The sequence below is a fragment of the Flavobacterium sp. SM15 genome, from assembly GCF_022012335.1.
GTDB lineage: Bacteria > Bacteroidota > Bacteroidia > Flavobacteriales > Flavobacteriaceae > Flavobacterium.
The window spans coordinates 13,362-28,978 of sequence record NZ_JAKLTO010000007.1; the positions used below are offsets into that span (position 1 = coordinate 13,362).

The following is a 15,617-nucleotide window of genomic DNA, read 5'->3' on the forward strand; positions in this document are numbered from 1 at the left end:
AAAAGCTCCTTTAAAAAGGAGCTTTTTTTATTGTTTAAACGAACCTTTCAGTTGCGTGAGTGTTTGCGGTACTTCTTTAATTTTATAGTCAAGGGCAAAGTCGAGCACGCCTTTTTCATTATTCAGATGAAGTGTTCCTTGCACAACTCTGAAATAACCGGCCTGCCCTCTACAGAAACAATGACGTCCGAAAAGCATTTTGGTTTGCTGCAATTCACCATTGTTTAAATCGAGCCTGGAAGCATTGTTTTCAATTTCAAAAACAATTTCTTCTCGATGACTGGCATCCTGGAGCGCTGGATCGGTAGTGCGCTTGTATTGGTAATAAACAACCGAAGTGTTCGGGTTGTCTTGCAGTTTGTAGGACATGGTTCCAATACCGTCTTTAACGATAACCATCTCCTTGTTTTTATAAAACTCCAACGTACAGGTTCCATCATCCGGGCAAACCGTTTCTATTTTACTCTGAACAGGCGCCGAACTTGTACTGGTTGTTAGTTTGGTGCAATTACAGGAAAAGCAGAACAAAAGGGGCAACAAGAATAACTTTTTCATCTTTATTTGTTTTGTATAAATATACCAAAAAGTTGGCCAACTATTTTCCGTTGTATTCGCTCATGGTATTTCCTAATCCGGAAAGAGCAAACGAATTAATAGCCTGAAGTGCTAGATCCATACGTTCGGCAAGTTTGGTTTTTTCTTCCTCATCCCATTCTCCCAATACGTAATCTACCTGTTTTCCCTTTTTAAAATCATCGCTGATCCCAAAACGAAAACGCGGATAGTCTGAAGAATTCAAAACCAATTGAATGTTTTTAAGTCCGTTATGGCCACCATCGCTTCCTTTGGGTTTGATACGGATGGTACCGAAAGGCAAATTCAAATCATCGGTAATCACCAAAATGTTTTCTTTGGCGATTTTTTCCTTCTCCATCCAATACTGAACCGCTTTTCCGCTAAGGTTCATGTAGGTATTAGGTTTTAAAAGGATAAGCGTTCTGCCTTTGATTTTGTATTCACATACCGTTCCAAGTTTGGCGGTTTCAAAATTCAGTCCTTCTTTTTTGGCCAAATGATCCAATACCTTAAAGCCGATGTTGTGGCGTGTGTTCACATACTCCGCTCCGATATTGCCTAAACCTACGATTAAAAATTTTTTACTCACTTCGTTACTATTTTTATTGTGGAGTTCGAGAAGCTCCGATTTCACGGGATCGATTGCTTCATTTGGGGAATTTTCTTTTTTGAAGATGTTTTTAAGCCATTTCATAACACAAAAGTAGTGGAATTTCAAAAGGTTTCCAAAAGCACCTTAAAGCCGCTCTAATAGCCCCGATGGAAGTGACAGCTTCGCAGCGCAGCGGAGAACTATAACAAACAGCGGGAAGTGCCATTACTGAAACAGCCCAAGCCAATCGCTTCAAAAAATAAATAAAAAAAGTCCCGATAAAAACCGGGACTCTTTGATATGGATCGAATCGAAAAATTATTTTTTCTTTCCTTTTGCTCCTTTTTCTGCTTTTGCAGCTTCCTGAGCAGCTTTCATCGCCGCACGAGAAATTCTCACTTGACACACAACCGTGTTGTCTGGGTGTAACAATTTGAAGTTGTTTGTAGCCAATTTAGTTACATACAATTTGTTACCCATTTCAAGTGGAGTGATGTCTGCTTCTACGAAGTCAGGTAGGTTAGCAGGCAAAGCTCTAACTTTTAATTTACGTTGGTTCAAACGTAAAACACCTCCTAATAATACACCTGGAGAAGTTCCAACCACTTTTACCGGTACTTCCATAGTGATTTCCTTTTTAGGATCTAACTGGTAGAAGTCGATGTGTAAAATTTTGTCTGAAACTGGGTCCATTTGGATGTCCTGAAGGATCGCCTCGTATGATTTACCACCTGCCAAATCAAGTACTACTGTGTGTACGTTTGGAGTGTAAACTAAACTTTTAAACGCTTTTTCCTCAGCGATAAAATGTACTGGTTGATCTCCTCCGTATAACACGCAAGGTACCATTCCAGCATTACGTGCTGCTTTCGTTGCCGATTTGCCCACGCTTTCTCTTTCAGATCCTTTGATCGTAATTGATTTCATTGTGAAATATTTAAATAATTAATAAAATTCTAAACTATAAACTTCCCGCTAATGGAAGTGTTGTTTTGTACCATGTGCATTACCTCTGCAAATAATGGGGCGCAAGATACAACTTTTATTTTAGCGCTCTCTCTTTTTAATGGAATTGAATCCGTTACGATTAACTCCAGAATTTGAGAATTTTCAATTTTTTCGTAGGCTCCTCCCGATAAAATGGCGTGCGTACAAATTGCTCTAACACTTAAAGCCCCACGCTCCATCATCATGTCTGCCGCTTTGGCTAAGGTTCCTCCGGTGTCGATCATGTCGTCTACCAAAATTACATTGCGTCCGCGCACATCTCCAATCAGTTCCATGGTATCGATTACGTTGGCCGCTTTACGCTGTTTGTAGCAGATTACCACATCCGACTCCAAAAACTTGGAATACGCATACGCTCTTTTCGAACCTCCCATGTCCGGGGATGCAATAGTCAGATTATCTAAATTCAGACTTCTTACATACGGCAAGAAAATAGTTGAAGCGAACAAGTGGTCTACCGGTTTTTCGAAGAACCCCTGAATCTGATCGGCATGTAAATCCATGGTCATGATTCTTGTAGCTCCTGCCGATTCCAATAATTTAGCTACCAGTTTCGCTCCTATCGGAACTCTCGGCTTGTCTTTACGGTCCTGACGCGCCCATCCAAAATATGGGATTACTGCGGTAATGTGTCTTGCCGAAGCTCTTTTCGCCGCATCGATCATTAACAGAAGTTCCATTAAATTATCGGCACTTGGAAAAGTCGAACACACCAAAAATACGCGCAATCCGCGGATAGACTCTTCAAAAGACGGCTGAAACTCGCCATCACTATATTTAGAGAACGTTACCTTGCCCAGCTCTGCACCGTAATGCGCTGCAATTTTTTCAGCAAGATAGACACTTTGAGAACATGCAAAAATTTTTGCTTCCGGTTCAATGTGTGACATTTAATTTGTTGTTTTGTAGTTAGTTGAGTGTTGTGTTGCTCTAACGCGGTGCAAATTTAGAAATTAAATTCAACTCTGAAAGCAATTTTTTCTTTTATTTTTTGATTATATCTCGAATTTTTAGTTACATTTGCACCCACAAATTGAAACAATCAATTTCTAGAGATGCTTTAAAAACATCTCAGCCCGCAAGCCGCGGTGGCGGAATTGGTAGACGCGCACGACTCAAACTCGTGTACTTAGGTGTGTGGGTTCGATTCCCACCCGCGGTACAAAACCTCTCAGCAATGAGAGGTTTTTTTTATTTCCATTGTTTCCTCTCCCTCAATCAAGATAAGCCCCAACACCAAATTAATAGAACCAAAAACTATATCCATTGAAAAAACAACTCAAAAAATACAGTTATGTTCTTAATTTTTACTTGAGCAGTAACAAAAATTCATTAGCTCAATTCAATTTTTACAATCTGTTTCTTAAAACATTAACTAATTTCTTCAATACTTTAAGTTTCCTTTTATAAAAATAGCATGGCCCTATCAATTAAGCTCCTAAAACCATGACACAAAGCCGTTTAAAAACACTCCTAACAAAATTTTTTACTTCGTACCGAATTGCCTATTTTTGAGCCGAACAAACTAATGACGTATGAGCACACCAACTAGACACAACTGGACTAAGGAAGAAATCATTGCGATATACAACAAACCGTTAATGGATTTGCTTTTCGAAGCCGCTTCCATTCACCGCGAACACCATGACCCGAATGTGGTTCAGGTTTCCACTTTATTATCAATTAAAACCGGAGGTTGCCCGGAAGATTGTGGGTATTGCCCACAAGCTGCCCGTTACCACACTGATATCGAAGGCAACGATTTAATGTCGGTTTCTCAGGTAAAAGCACAAGCTTTACGCGCAAAATCAAGCGGTTCTTCCCGCGTTTGCATGGGCGCTGCCTGGAGAAACGTGAAAGACGGGCCGGAATTCGATCAGGTATTGGAAATGGTGCGTACTATCAACAAACTGGATATGGAGGTTTGCTGTACTTTGGGAATGTTAACCGAAAATCAGGCCGCTCGTTTGGCAGAAGCCGGATTGTACGCTTACAACCACAATTTAGACACTTCCGAAGAATACTATAAAGAAGTAATTTCCACACGCGGTTTCGAAGACCGTTTGCAAACCATCGAGAACGTGCGCAAAACCAACGTAACGGTTTGTAGCGGCGGAATTATCGGAATGGGAGAACGCATCGAAGACAGAGCCGGAATGTTAGTGGCTTTATCAACGTTAAACCCTCAACCGGAATCCGTGCCGATTAATGCTTTGGTTGCTGTGGAAGGAACACCAATGGAAGACGAAAAACCAGTGGAGATCTGGGAAATGATCCGTATGGTAGCCACCACAAGAATTGTGATGCCGGAAACCCAAGTGCGTTTGTCTGCCGGAAGAACCCAAATGTCCAGAGAAGGACAGGCGATGTGTTTCTTTGCCGGAGCGAATTCGATTTTTGCCGGAGACAAATTGTTAACGACTCCAAACCCGGATGTAAACGAAGACATGAAAATGTTTGAATTACTAGGATTGCAACCACAAAAACCCTTCATCAAATTAATGCAGCCGGAAACCGTGGAGGCAGAAGATTCGAAGTTTCAGGCGTTGGGTGAAAAACCAAAATGGTCACGACCAGGGCACACCATCGAAAGAAACCTAGAAGCACAGGAAAAAGGTAAAGAGTGCTGCTAATTCTTTAATTTTCTCACAAAAATATATTTACGGTAACGTAAAGCTTTCTTAACTTTGCTCTTAGCCCCTTTCGCTGAGAGCATTTTTTTTGCAAAAAATTTTAATCGCCGTATATGAAGTTACATCTAACCGAGATTGAGCGTGTAAAAACCATTTCAAAAGAGGAGTTTTACAACAATTATGTAAAAAAACAAAAACCATTGGTAATAGAACAGCTAACTTCCGATTGGCCGGCCTTTGAAAAATGGAATTTAAATTACATCAAAGACCTTGCGGGTGAAAAAACAGTTCCTTTGTATGACGACCGCCCGGTTTCCCACAAAGACGGTTTTAACGAGGCCCATGCCGAAATGAAAATGAGCGAGTACATCGACTTGTTGCAATCCAAACCCACCAATTACCGTATTTTTCTCTACAACCTGATGAAACAGGTGCCGCAACTGCAAAACGACTTTAAATGGCCCGATATCGGCTTAAAACTCATCAAACAATTACCGATGTTGTTCTTTGGCGGAGAAAATTCAAAAGTGTTCATCCATTACGACATCGATTACTCCAACATACTGCATTTTCATTTCCACGGAAAAAAACAGTGCATCCTTTTCGCGCCGAACCAAACACCTTATCTGTACAAAGTGCCTCATGCTTTAATTTCTAGGGAAGACATCGATTTTGACAACCCCGATTTTGAAAAATGGCCCGCTTTAAAACAAGCCAAAGGATTAATCTGTAATTTAAATCATGGCGAAATGCTCTACATGCCTGAAGGTTATTGGCATTACATGAAATATCTTACTCCGGGATTTTCAATGAGCCTTAGGGCTTACCCGAGAAAACTAAGCAGTTTGTATTATGCCGTGTACAACATTTTTGTAATGCGTCATTTCGACGGGCTGATGCGCAAGTGGAAAGGCCAACAATGGATTGACTACAAAAATGAGCAGGCAGTGATCAGAACACACAAAAATTTAAACATCGTTAAATAAAAAAGTCCCGAGTTAACTCGGGACTTTTATTTGAACATAACTTTCGATTAATAAAGTATCTTTTTATCTACCGTTTGACCACTTTCTAAAGTTACCTTAACAATTAAAGCACTTTGTGTTTTTCTTATCGTAGAAAATGAAGTCGAATTGCTGTTAACATTTTTCTTTTCTGCCAGTAAACGTCCTAAAACATCATAAACCGCAACTTCACGAATTTGCCCTAAACCGGAAGCAATATTTACTTCTGAGTTTGTATAAACCGTTACCGCATTACTTAGGGTTTCAAAATCAGTATTCCCTAAAGTTGTATTGGTAAATCTAAGCACAAATCGATTGTTGAATTCTCCAGCCGGCGTACTGAACACATAGTTAGAATCTTTTAAATTGTGTACGATGTTCAACTGTAAATCTTCAAGGAAAACATTTTGAGAACGTAAAACACCTTCGATATCGCCAATAGAAACCGTATAAGTCTTTTCATAAGCGGAACGGAATCCTAACGGCACCACATCATTTACATCGAAAGCGCCTCTGCCCTGAATTTTATAAGCCGTATCATTAATCATCGAATAAAAGGCAGCATACGTATCGGATTTCACATAAAAACCGTCGTAGGCTTCATCAACACCGGAAGTAGCCTGAGGGAAGAAACCAATCAATTGCTGACTGTAAATCCCTTCCGGATTGGTCAGGTTCAACCAAAGTCGGTCTTTTTCAACCGGTGCTGAAGCTGTTCGATAAAAATTCGCATTAGAATACGTAGCACTACGCATACTGTTATTGAAAACCGCATTCGCATTGGCCGAAGCATCCACCTGAAACCCCTGACCCGAAGCAATATATCCGTTTGGCACGTTTCCGTTTCCGTTTCCGGTAAGCAACCCTCCACGAGTGGAAGTTCCCCCACTCAGATTATAATAGGCAAAATCATCAGCACTAAAATTCATCCCCATCGGCCCAGGGTTTACAGCGGCAACCTGAATATTACCTTCATGAGTCCAGAAATAAAGCGTTCCGGAAATAACACCAGCATTGGCCGTTATAAAATCATCCGCTTTAATAGCAGAAGGATATGGATTCCCGATTAAATTGAAATCGTCGGAGTTTTTGGTACCGTCCTGACTCAAACTCAATGGCGTATTTACCACTCCATTGTTTACACGTCCGGTAAACACCACATTCTGCTGCTTTGGAAATGTTCCTGAGGTATTCCCCATTACCGCATACCCTCTTCCGGAGGTCATTACTTCTGCTTGAGGAGTGAATACCCACGCATCCTGATTATCATCGTGAGAATCATTGTTATCATCACGGAAATTGGCCGTATTCAACTTATAAATATAATTTTGCTGCCATGCAGAAAAAGCACTTCCTATAGTTGCATTTACAACGGGCGGCGACCAAAACGTATAATCATACATATCAAACATTGAAGACGTTTTACGCACGTTCATCGTTCCATTGTTGGTTACCACACCAGCATCATTTGTCATAACCAACGAACCTTGATCCAGCACATCTACCACAGCCGTAGCATTCACCGTTAAATCATTGGTGATTTGCGCATAGGTATTGGCTGCAATAGTTAAGGTGAAACCTGAATTTACCGTTACTCTACAGGCCTCAAGGTTCCCATGCGTAGCAGTATTGTAATTTCCATTAATCGTTACGGCAACATTTTTATTAGGAACTCCATTGGACCAAGCCGATCCGTTCCAAGTTGAAGTTATCGTTCCACAAGCTACCACAAGCTCAGTAATTACCTGTCGGCACAATTCAACAGAAAAACTATTTAAAGTTCCTGAGTTAGAAGGACCTCCGGTCGTTACAACATCGGCCACTCTAAACCTCCAGGTTCCTGCCGAATTTTTACCGTTGAACGCTGCCAATGGGCTTGCAGGTTGATAGGAATTTCCAGTGCCTGCACCTGCGCAAGAAAAAACAGCGCCGGAATCATCAAATGTTGTAATTAATGGATTGACGGCGTTTCCACAGTTATAATCGTCGCTTCTGTACAACTGCACAAAGCTTAAATCTGGGTGATTTACCCCTAAATAAACCTGATTCGCCCTGTGTGAAAGATTCGTGCTTACATTCACATCGGAAATCACAAAACTATCCGGTACGTTCACTGAAAAAGTCTGATAAGCCAATGGATTTTGTTCCACTATGTTTGCATTCGGACTTGAAGTATAGGTAGTACAAACGGTCGCTACCGTATAACCGATGGCAAAATCTGTGGTATTAATAGCGTAATAGTCGTTACCGGTTGGCTCAATTAAAAGACGACAATACGGTGCTGAAACGTTCGGAACCGTAATGGTTTGTGTACCGTCGTTTGGAGTATTAGCAATTAGGGTAGTTGGAAAAGTCAGTCCTCCATCAGTGGAAAGCAAAATGTTTACGTTAGCAGAACCCGCCAAAGCCGTTGTATTATTTACCGACCAGGTTACGGTTTGGGTACTCCCCTGATTCCAACTAATTCCGGAGGTACTTTGAGAGGTAATTGCAAAAGGCCCGTAGGCATTATCAACGGTAACGGTCATGTTATCACTTTCATTACAAGCACCACCCGCTCTATTGTCTCTTACCGTTAATCTAAAATTAAAAACACGATCAACTCCTGAGGGAATCTCCCACATGTTTCCATTAACACCGTTTGCAACGTGACCGGCTAAATTCGGAAGACGGCGTGTAGGACTAGCCGTTGGGGTAAACGAACGGTAATTTGGCCCCGAAGTTTTGGTTGTACTTGGATAGGTAGTGGTTGCGTCTCCAATATCCATCTGCTCCCAACAATAGGTTAAGGTCCCGTTTCCATTGGCATCGGTTCCTGATCCTGTTAATTTAAAGGCCGTTCCTATCGGAAATAATTTATCAGCCCCCGCATTGGCAGTAGGAACAGCATTCCCTGTTGGAATTACCACAGCACAGGCTTTTCCCTTAATATTATTAGTTACCTGCTGAATACTGATGGCATGAAAATAAGCATCACTGTGCGCCTGAACATCGGTTGCCCCGGTAATTCCGGCATAACCCATAATGGTACTTCCGCTTCCCGGTTCTAATTGTGCAACGGCAACCTGAGTAGAATGGGTAAAGGTATGATTCGCACCAAATTGATGTCCTATTTCGTGCGCCACATAATCAATATCAAAATTATCTCCTTGCGGAATTCCGTCTGCCGGAGAAGTATAGCCGCTTCCTTTTTGTCCGTTAACACAAACACAGCCGATACAGCCCGCATTACCTCCACCTCCGGTAGCTCCGAACAGGTGACCAACATCGTAATTTGCCTCACCGATTACTGCAGTCAGGTTGGCCTGCAATTCGGCATTCCAGTTAGACAATTGAGCAGCTGGTGAATAAGGATCGGTAGCTGCGTTGGTATACACAACATTCGAGTTGGTGGCAATGAGCACCATCGTGGCATTAAAATCATTTTCAAACACGCCGTTAACCCGCGTAACAGTTGTGTTGATAGCCGCCATAGCTCCTGCCACAGTACCACCGTGATACGAGGTGTATTCTCCGGTACAAGACATTGCCAAACGGAAACGTCTTAGTTGGCTGTCGTCGGCATTGTTCAGGATTTCATTTTCAAAGCCTTTCCCGGAAAGCATACTCTCAGGTGTTGAACAATCAAAAGGGAGTTTACTTCCCGAATTATTGGATCTTCGGAAAACAATATATTTTTTAAGATCTTTGGTTAAAGGATCAATAATTAAAGTTCCTTTTTCTGCCGTTCGTATAATGGCACTGAACCCTTTCTGGGGCGAAACACTAAAACGAATTGTTGTTGAAGGATGTTCCATACTTTGTCCCGCATAGGAACGAATTTCCGGAAAACGCGCCTGTAATTCAGGTTCCATTACAGAAGCCTCTACAATGGTGAAACGTTCCAAAACCCCCTCATCGTTAGGAATGGTTATAACAGAACCAGTTGCGGCAGAAGCAACTTCTCTACTTGGTGCATTTTTTAATTCTTGCTGAATTGCGCTTAAATCTAAAGTGAAGATTTTGAATTGTTTAGGCTGAACTGTTCTTTGCAAAAGATATTCCGTTGGTAATTCAGAACCTGCTTGCTCGGCCCATAACGCTTTTTTTTGAGCGCACAAAGACAACGCCATTAATTGCAAGAAAGCAATTAGTAGGATTTTTTTCATTTTTTTGGGTTGGTTAGTTAAGTTATCGCAATATTATATATTTTTCACAACAATTCCTTAACAATTCCTTAAAAAAATAACAAAAACAAAAAAAGCGTCAAGAATTTAATCCTGACGCTTTTTGTAAAAGAGTATACTGTTTTAGTAAATTACCTTTTTGTCTACAATTTGACCATTTTCCAAAGTAACTTTAACAATTAGAGTACTTTGTGTTTTGGACAGATTCGCAAAATCCGTTGCACTTGCATTTACGTTTTTCTTCTGAGCTATTACGCGTCCTAAAATATCGTAAACCACAACTTCTTTGATCGGTTCTAGAGAAGAAGCCACATGAAGCACATCGTTTGCATAAACCATAACCGCATTACTGTTGGCTTCAAAATCAGTAGCTCCTAAAGTTTCACTGTTGAAACGCAATACAAAACGGTTGTTGAATTCACCCGCAGGAGTTGAAAACACATAATTGGAAGCTTTCAAATCATGAATAATGTTCAATTGCTTGTCTTCTAGGTATACATTCTCCGTACGTAAGACCCCTTGAATATCACCAATGGAAACCGTATAGGTTTTCTCGTACGCTGAGCGGAATCCTAAAGCTACTTTTGCATTTACGTCATACGCTTCTCGTCCCTGAATTTTGAACTGCGTATCGCCAATTAACGAGTAGAATGCCGCATAGGTATTCGATTTTACGTAATAACCATCATAACCACGATCCAACTCCGGAGTAGCTTCTGGAAAGAAACCGATTAACTGTTGGTTGAAAATACCTTCCGGATTGGTAAGGTTTAACCAAATACGGTCTTTCTCCTGAGTTCCGTTTGCACTACGATAGAAATTCGTGTTCAAATGATTTTTGTTTCGCATACTGTTGTTGAACACAACATTGGTTGCTGCATTCGCATCAACCTCGAAACCTTGACCTGAGGCAATAAAGCCATTTGGCACGTTACTGTTTCCGTTTCCAGAAAGCAATCCCGCTCTTGTTCCAGTTCCTCCAGCCAAGTTATAGTAGGCAAAATCGTCCGGACTGTAATTGTAAGCCATTGGACCAGGATTAATTGCTGCTACCTGAATATCTCCTTCGTGGGTCCAGAAATAAAGGGTTCCTGAAATATCGGCATTGTCTGTAATAAACTTATCGGCACTAATTGCAGACGGATAAGGGTTTCCTACTAAGTTGAAATCGTCGTTTGCATTAGCCGGATCCAAACTCATTCCGATAGGCTGAGTGATTACTCCGTTATTTACCGGTCCGGTAAACACCACACCTTGTTGAGCCGGATAGGTCTGAGTTATTTTACCCATCACTCCATAAGCTCTACCCGGAGACATTGCTTCAGTTTGAGGCGTGAATACCCAAGCATCCTGGTTGTCGTCGTGTGAATCGTTATTGGCATCCAAGAATTTAGTGGCATCCAATTTAAAGATGTAATTCGTTTGCCACTGACTAAACACACTAATCAACGCATTAGAGATTGGCGAAGACCAGAAGGTATAATCATAACGGTCAAACGTTGAAGACATTTTTCTCACATTAGTCGTTCCGTTGTTAGTTACCACACCTGTATCGCTTACCATTACCAAAGAACCTTGGTTTTGAACCTCTAGTGTCCCGTTAACCGTTAAATCATTTTGGATCAATACATAATCCGTATCCTTAATATCAAGAGTAAAACCGTTATTGATCGTTAAACTACAACATTCGAAATCACCGTTTGCCGTAGTATCGTAATTACCATTGATGATGGCTAGTTTGGTTAAATCCGGGTTTCCGTTAGACCAAGCCGAGCCGTTCCAAGTAGTGGAATTTACTTTTAATTGGGCTGCATCGGAAGCCACCGAACAAGTCCCCGCTTGAGTAACCTGACAATAGAATTGGTATCCATTCAAAGTACCAATAGCTCCATTCAATCCCAAAGTATTAGAAGTAAAACCAGATGCAGTCACACCGGCAAACGATCCAGCCGCTACAGTAGTCCATCCAGCCGAAACTCCATTATTATAATACCATTGATACGTTAAAACTCCAGCTCCGGCAGGTGTAGCGGCAATTGTAAAACTTGCAGTAGTACCACAACCACTAACATCAGACGGATTTGTATTTACCGTAGGTAAGTTATTTGTATAAGCAAAAGGAACAATACCAAGGTTGGCACAGGTTTCTGTTGTAAGCAAAGTCCAATCTGCAGCATTATAAGTAGCCGTTGGACCAACAGCCGCAGCGTTTCTTCGAATTACATATCCTTTTTCATTTGGACAATATACTATATCAACTGTAACATCATTTTTAGTAAGACGAATTTCGTCGTTTTCGTTGATTCCATTTCCTTTGTTGGTATAATTGTAGGTCATTGGATCGCAAGAAGTATCGGAACCCAAATCCGCAACATAAACTCCTCCAGGAGCAATGGTTCCTGAAATATCAACACTACGCAAACCTACAGTAATACCAATATCTCCATAACGAACTAATTTATAATTCGCACCCGCTGCATCCAAATTGATTGGGCTACCGGTTGGATTGTACAATTCCATATACCATGAGTTACCTGCAGCTGAGTCATAAACCTCCGAAATAATCAAATCATTAAGATTATTACCCGTTGAACAAGTACCTGTTTGTTTAATTTCAGTAAAATTAGATACAGTATTCACCTTACAACCTCCTTCAGTTACCGTAATCTGCCCCGTGGTTAAACCAGAAGGAACCGTTGCAATAATTGTAGTTGCATTAACATAAGTAACCACAGCAGAAATTCCATTGAACATTACCGTAGTTCCAGCTGTAAAACCTGAACCGGTAATGGTTACATCTGTTCCTGTTGGGCCCGATGCAGGTGCAAAACTTGTAACCGCGTGGGTAGGCACACAAGCAGCAATAATATTAATAGTGTAATCTTCCACTTCCCCATCAAAACCGGATAAACACGGAGACGAGTCACCATCATAGGTTGCAATTACACGCATTCTCGTTGCTCCGATAGCAGCCGTCAACGGAATATTAATCGAAAGCGGTGAAGAACTTGAAAGGCCACTAGCCACATTGGTTGCCGATCCTAAATCGAAAGCCTCACCCGGATCATTAAAATCCAAATCGTGGTTGAAATCAATCCATGCAAAAGCCAAAACAGTGAAATTACCATCGGTATTGATTCTTGAAGACAATGAATAACTGTTACCCTGTTGCACCGTTGTAGAAATCCCAGTATAATCGGAATAACCTGAAGGCTTCCCACTAGTATTGTTTATTGTATTGAAAGTAACGTTGGTTACTGAAGTTTGAAAAGATGTATTACCACTTGAAGCACAATAAGCTGCAACCGTTGTAACTGAATTTGACAACGGAGTTGCTGTATTATAAGCTATAGCACAAGATCCTGTGTTATATGAAAAAACGAAAACATAATAGGTTGTTCCTGAAGTCAACCCAGTAACAGAAAAAGAATTACCTGCACCTGAATATGCAACTGTTCCATCCCCTAAAGTATTACCGGCTGTATAACTTGTACCATCTACTGGCAAATCAGCAGCAGCCAAAGTTGCGCTTGTACTGTAAACCACCAAATATCCAGAAGGTGCTGGTGAAGCTGCAGTAAAAGAACCATTGAAAGCAGAAGTAGTTATTGCTGAAAACGACAAAGCTGTTGGTTGAGCAGTAGGTGTTGTACATGACGCCGGTGGCGGACCACATATAATAACGACATCATCCAAGTACCAAGTATTAAAAGAAGAATTGAATCTGAAAGTCACATTGCTTTGTACTGAAAGATCTACCCCACTAATATTTGTCAAATTGACATTCTCGTTTGCTCCAGCACTATTAGTTACAAAAGTATAACACGGAAGCCATGGTCCAGCTCCAATTCTATAATCTACTGTACCGCTTCCCGGATTACTATTGTCTTGATGAAACTGTAATGTTGTAGGAAAATTAACGGATGGAGTGATTAAATAATCACTAATACCAAGGGCTCTACACGGCGCAGCAGCTCCGTAATGTGAAGCTACAGCATCACTTGCCGTTCCATTATCCGTCCAATCCGTAAAACTGACAAAATCTTCATTAACACACGGCGCAGTAGTAACAACCTGATTTTGATTTACACTTGTAGCAGCTGCATAATTAGCATTACCCGCTTGTGATGCAGTAATAACAGTTGTCCCTACCCCTACAATAGTCACAGTGTTCCCTGAAACCGTAGCAACAGCAGGGTTTGAACTCACATAAGTTATAGCTAATCCCGAACTTGAAGTAGCGGTAAGATTAAAGTTTGGCGCACCTACATATTGCACAGGAAGCGGATTGAATGTTATCGTTTGTGAAGCCTGAGTAATATCTGCCGATAAACCTACAGGTTGAGTTAAAGTATAATTTCCTGAAGCAGCTCCTGAAATTGTACTAGTAGAGGTAACCGCAATTCCAACCCCTACGTTTGCCGTTGCAAATGTTCCTGATGGATTAAGTGTTACCGCATCAGGAGCAATAACCCCTACTAATGTAGCTCCAGAAATGGTAGCTGTTGTTGTCCCATCATATACCTTATTATTTGCTACTGCACCAGATACCGTTAAAGGCTTTGCCGTAATATTAGCAGTCAACCCAGTCGGTTGAGTAAGCGTATAATTTCCTGATTGAGCTCCAGAAAGTGTATAACCTGAAACTGTAACCGGTTTAGCAACTCCTACAGTAAAGGTCGCAAAAGAAGCTGTCGGAACGCCAGACAAGGAAACCACATCCGAACCAACAACTCCAACCAAAGAAGGCGTTCCAGACAGAGTGGCTGTTGTTGTCCTATCATACACTTTATTATCTGCCGTTAAACCGGAAATAGTCAGATTCTTAGCTGTAATTGTTAAAACTAAGGTTTTAGTATCCGTACCACTTCCATTAGTTGCTGATATATCAATATTATATGAACCAACACCAACAGTTGGTGTCCCAGTAATTGCACCAGTCGTTGTATTTATAGACAAGCCGGAAGGCAAACCAGTTGCATTATAACTAGTTGGCACACCAGAAGCCGTAATATTATAAGAATAAGCACTACCATAAACCGAAGATGATGTGAGTGAACTTGTAATAGATGGAACCCCTCCAACAGGAACCCCTCTAATAATAAGGTCATCAATCCTCATCGTTGCTGTCCCACTTCCCGTAGCAGTAATCCTTAACCTAATTGAAGCTTTATTATCATATCCCCCACCTAGAGAAAACGGAGTCAAACTTGCAAATGAACCATTTGGACATGCTAATGAAGTCACTGCAGCGAATGCAACCCCTCCAGTAGGATCTCCAGTAACCACCCAAGAAGTACCTGCTGCCGATGATCTACCTGCAAAAGAAATATCAACACCTGTATAACCAGTTGTAGAAATTGTCAATTCAAAATACTTCCCAGCAGAACTAGCAAAAGAAGCTGCCTGACCAGTAACTCCTGCAAAATAACTTACCGCAGAACTTGCAGACAACGCAGGCGTCCCAATAGCACCAGCCTCAACTGTCAAATTATTTTCAAATTTATAATTTGCCAAAACAGTCTGCCCCCATCCATAAGTAGCAGCCATCAAAAAAGACAGTAATAGTAATTTAAATTTCATACGTGTTTGTTAAAATTTTAAATAATTTCCTATTTTTAAACCGCCTTTTCGACCA

At 41.1% G+C, this 15,617-nt stretch carries 8 protein-coding genes and 1 tRNA gene; 3 read left to right on the forward strand and 6 right to left on the reverse strand.

What is annotated here, in order from left to right:
* Positions 1–27: 27 nt before the first annotated feature.
* The 4 genes from LZZ90_RS11700 to LZZ90_RS11715 all read right to left on the reverse strand — a co-directional run bounded on the left by LZZ90_RS11700 (position 28) and on the right by LZZ90_RS11715 (position 3,066).
* On the reverse strand, positions 28–555 hold the full coding sequence (locus LZZ90_RS11700) for a hypothetical protein (protein ID WP_237790884.1): 528 nt from the start codon (positions 553–555) through the stop codon (positions 28–30).
* Positions 556–595: 40 nt separating this feature from the next.
* Entirely contained in the window at positions 596–1,270 is a 675-nt protein-coding gene (pth, locus tag LZZ90_RS11705; protein WP_237790885.1) for an aminoacyl-tRNA hydrolase, read from the reverse strand.
* 216 nt (positions 1,271–1,486) lie between these two features.
* Positions 1,487–2,095, reverse strand: a complete 609-nt coding sequence (locus LZZ90_RS11710) for a 50S ribosomal protein L25/general stress protein Ctc (RefSeq protein WP_237790886.1) — start codon at positions 2,093–2,095, stop codon at positions 1,487–1,489.
* Between the two features lie 29 nt (positions 2,096–2,124).
* Positions 2,125–3,066 carry a ribose-phosphate pyrophosphokinase gene (locus LZZ90_RS11715; protein ID WP_237790887.1) on the reverse strand — a complete coding sequence of 314 codons (942 nt, stop codon included), beginning with the start codon at positions 3,064–3,066 and terminating at the stop codon, positions 2,125–2,127.
* A gap of 192 nt (positions 3,067–3,258) precedes the next feature.
* On the opposite strand from LZZ90_RS11715, the gene LZZ90_RS11720 reads away from it, so the two are divergent.
* From LZZ90_RS11720 to LZZ90_RS11730, 3 genes are all read left to right on the forward strand, one after another.
* Positions 3,259–3,338: transfer RNA gene (locus LZZ90_RS11720), tRNA-Leu, on the forward strand.
* Positions 3,339–3,711: 373 nt separating this feature from the next.
* Positions 3,712–4,809 carry a biotin synthase BioB gene (gene bioB / locus LZZ90_RS11725; RefSeq protein ID WP_237790888.1) on the forward strand — a complete coding sequence of 366 codons (1,098 nt, stop codon included), beginning with the start codon at positions 3,712–3,714 and terminating at the stop codon, positions 4,807–4,809.
* Positions 4,810–4,922: 113 nt separating this feature from the next.
* Positions 4,923–5,795: a cupin-like domain-containing protein gene (locus LZZ90_RS11730; protein ID WP_237790889.1), complete on the forward strand. Its 873-nt coding sequence runs from the start codon at positions 4,923–4,925 to the stop codon at positions 5,793–5,795.
* Between the two features lie 47 nt (positions 5,796–5,842).
* Here the strand turns inward: LZZ90_RS11730 and LZZ90_RS11735 are convergent, their stop codons facing one another.
* Together LZZ90_RS11735 and LZZ90_RS11740 are read right to left on the reverse strand one after the other, a co-directional pair.
* Positions 5,843–9,961 carry a reprolysin-like metallopeptidase gene (locus LZZ90_RS11735; RefSeq protein WP_237790890.1) on the reverse strand — a complete coding sequence of 1,373 codons (4,119 nt, stop codon included), beginning with the start codon at positions 9,959–9,961 and terminating at the stop codon, positions 5,843–5,845.
* 141 nt (positions 9,962–10,102) lie between these two features.
* The gene (locus LZZ90_RS11740; protein WP_237790891.1) at positions 10,103–15,562 is read right to left on the reverse strand and encodes a YDG domain-containing protein; all 5,460 of its coding nucleotides are present in this window, start codon (positions 15,560–15,562) and stop codon (positions 10,103–10,105) included.
* Positions 15,563–15,617: the final 55 nt, after the last annotated feature.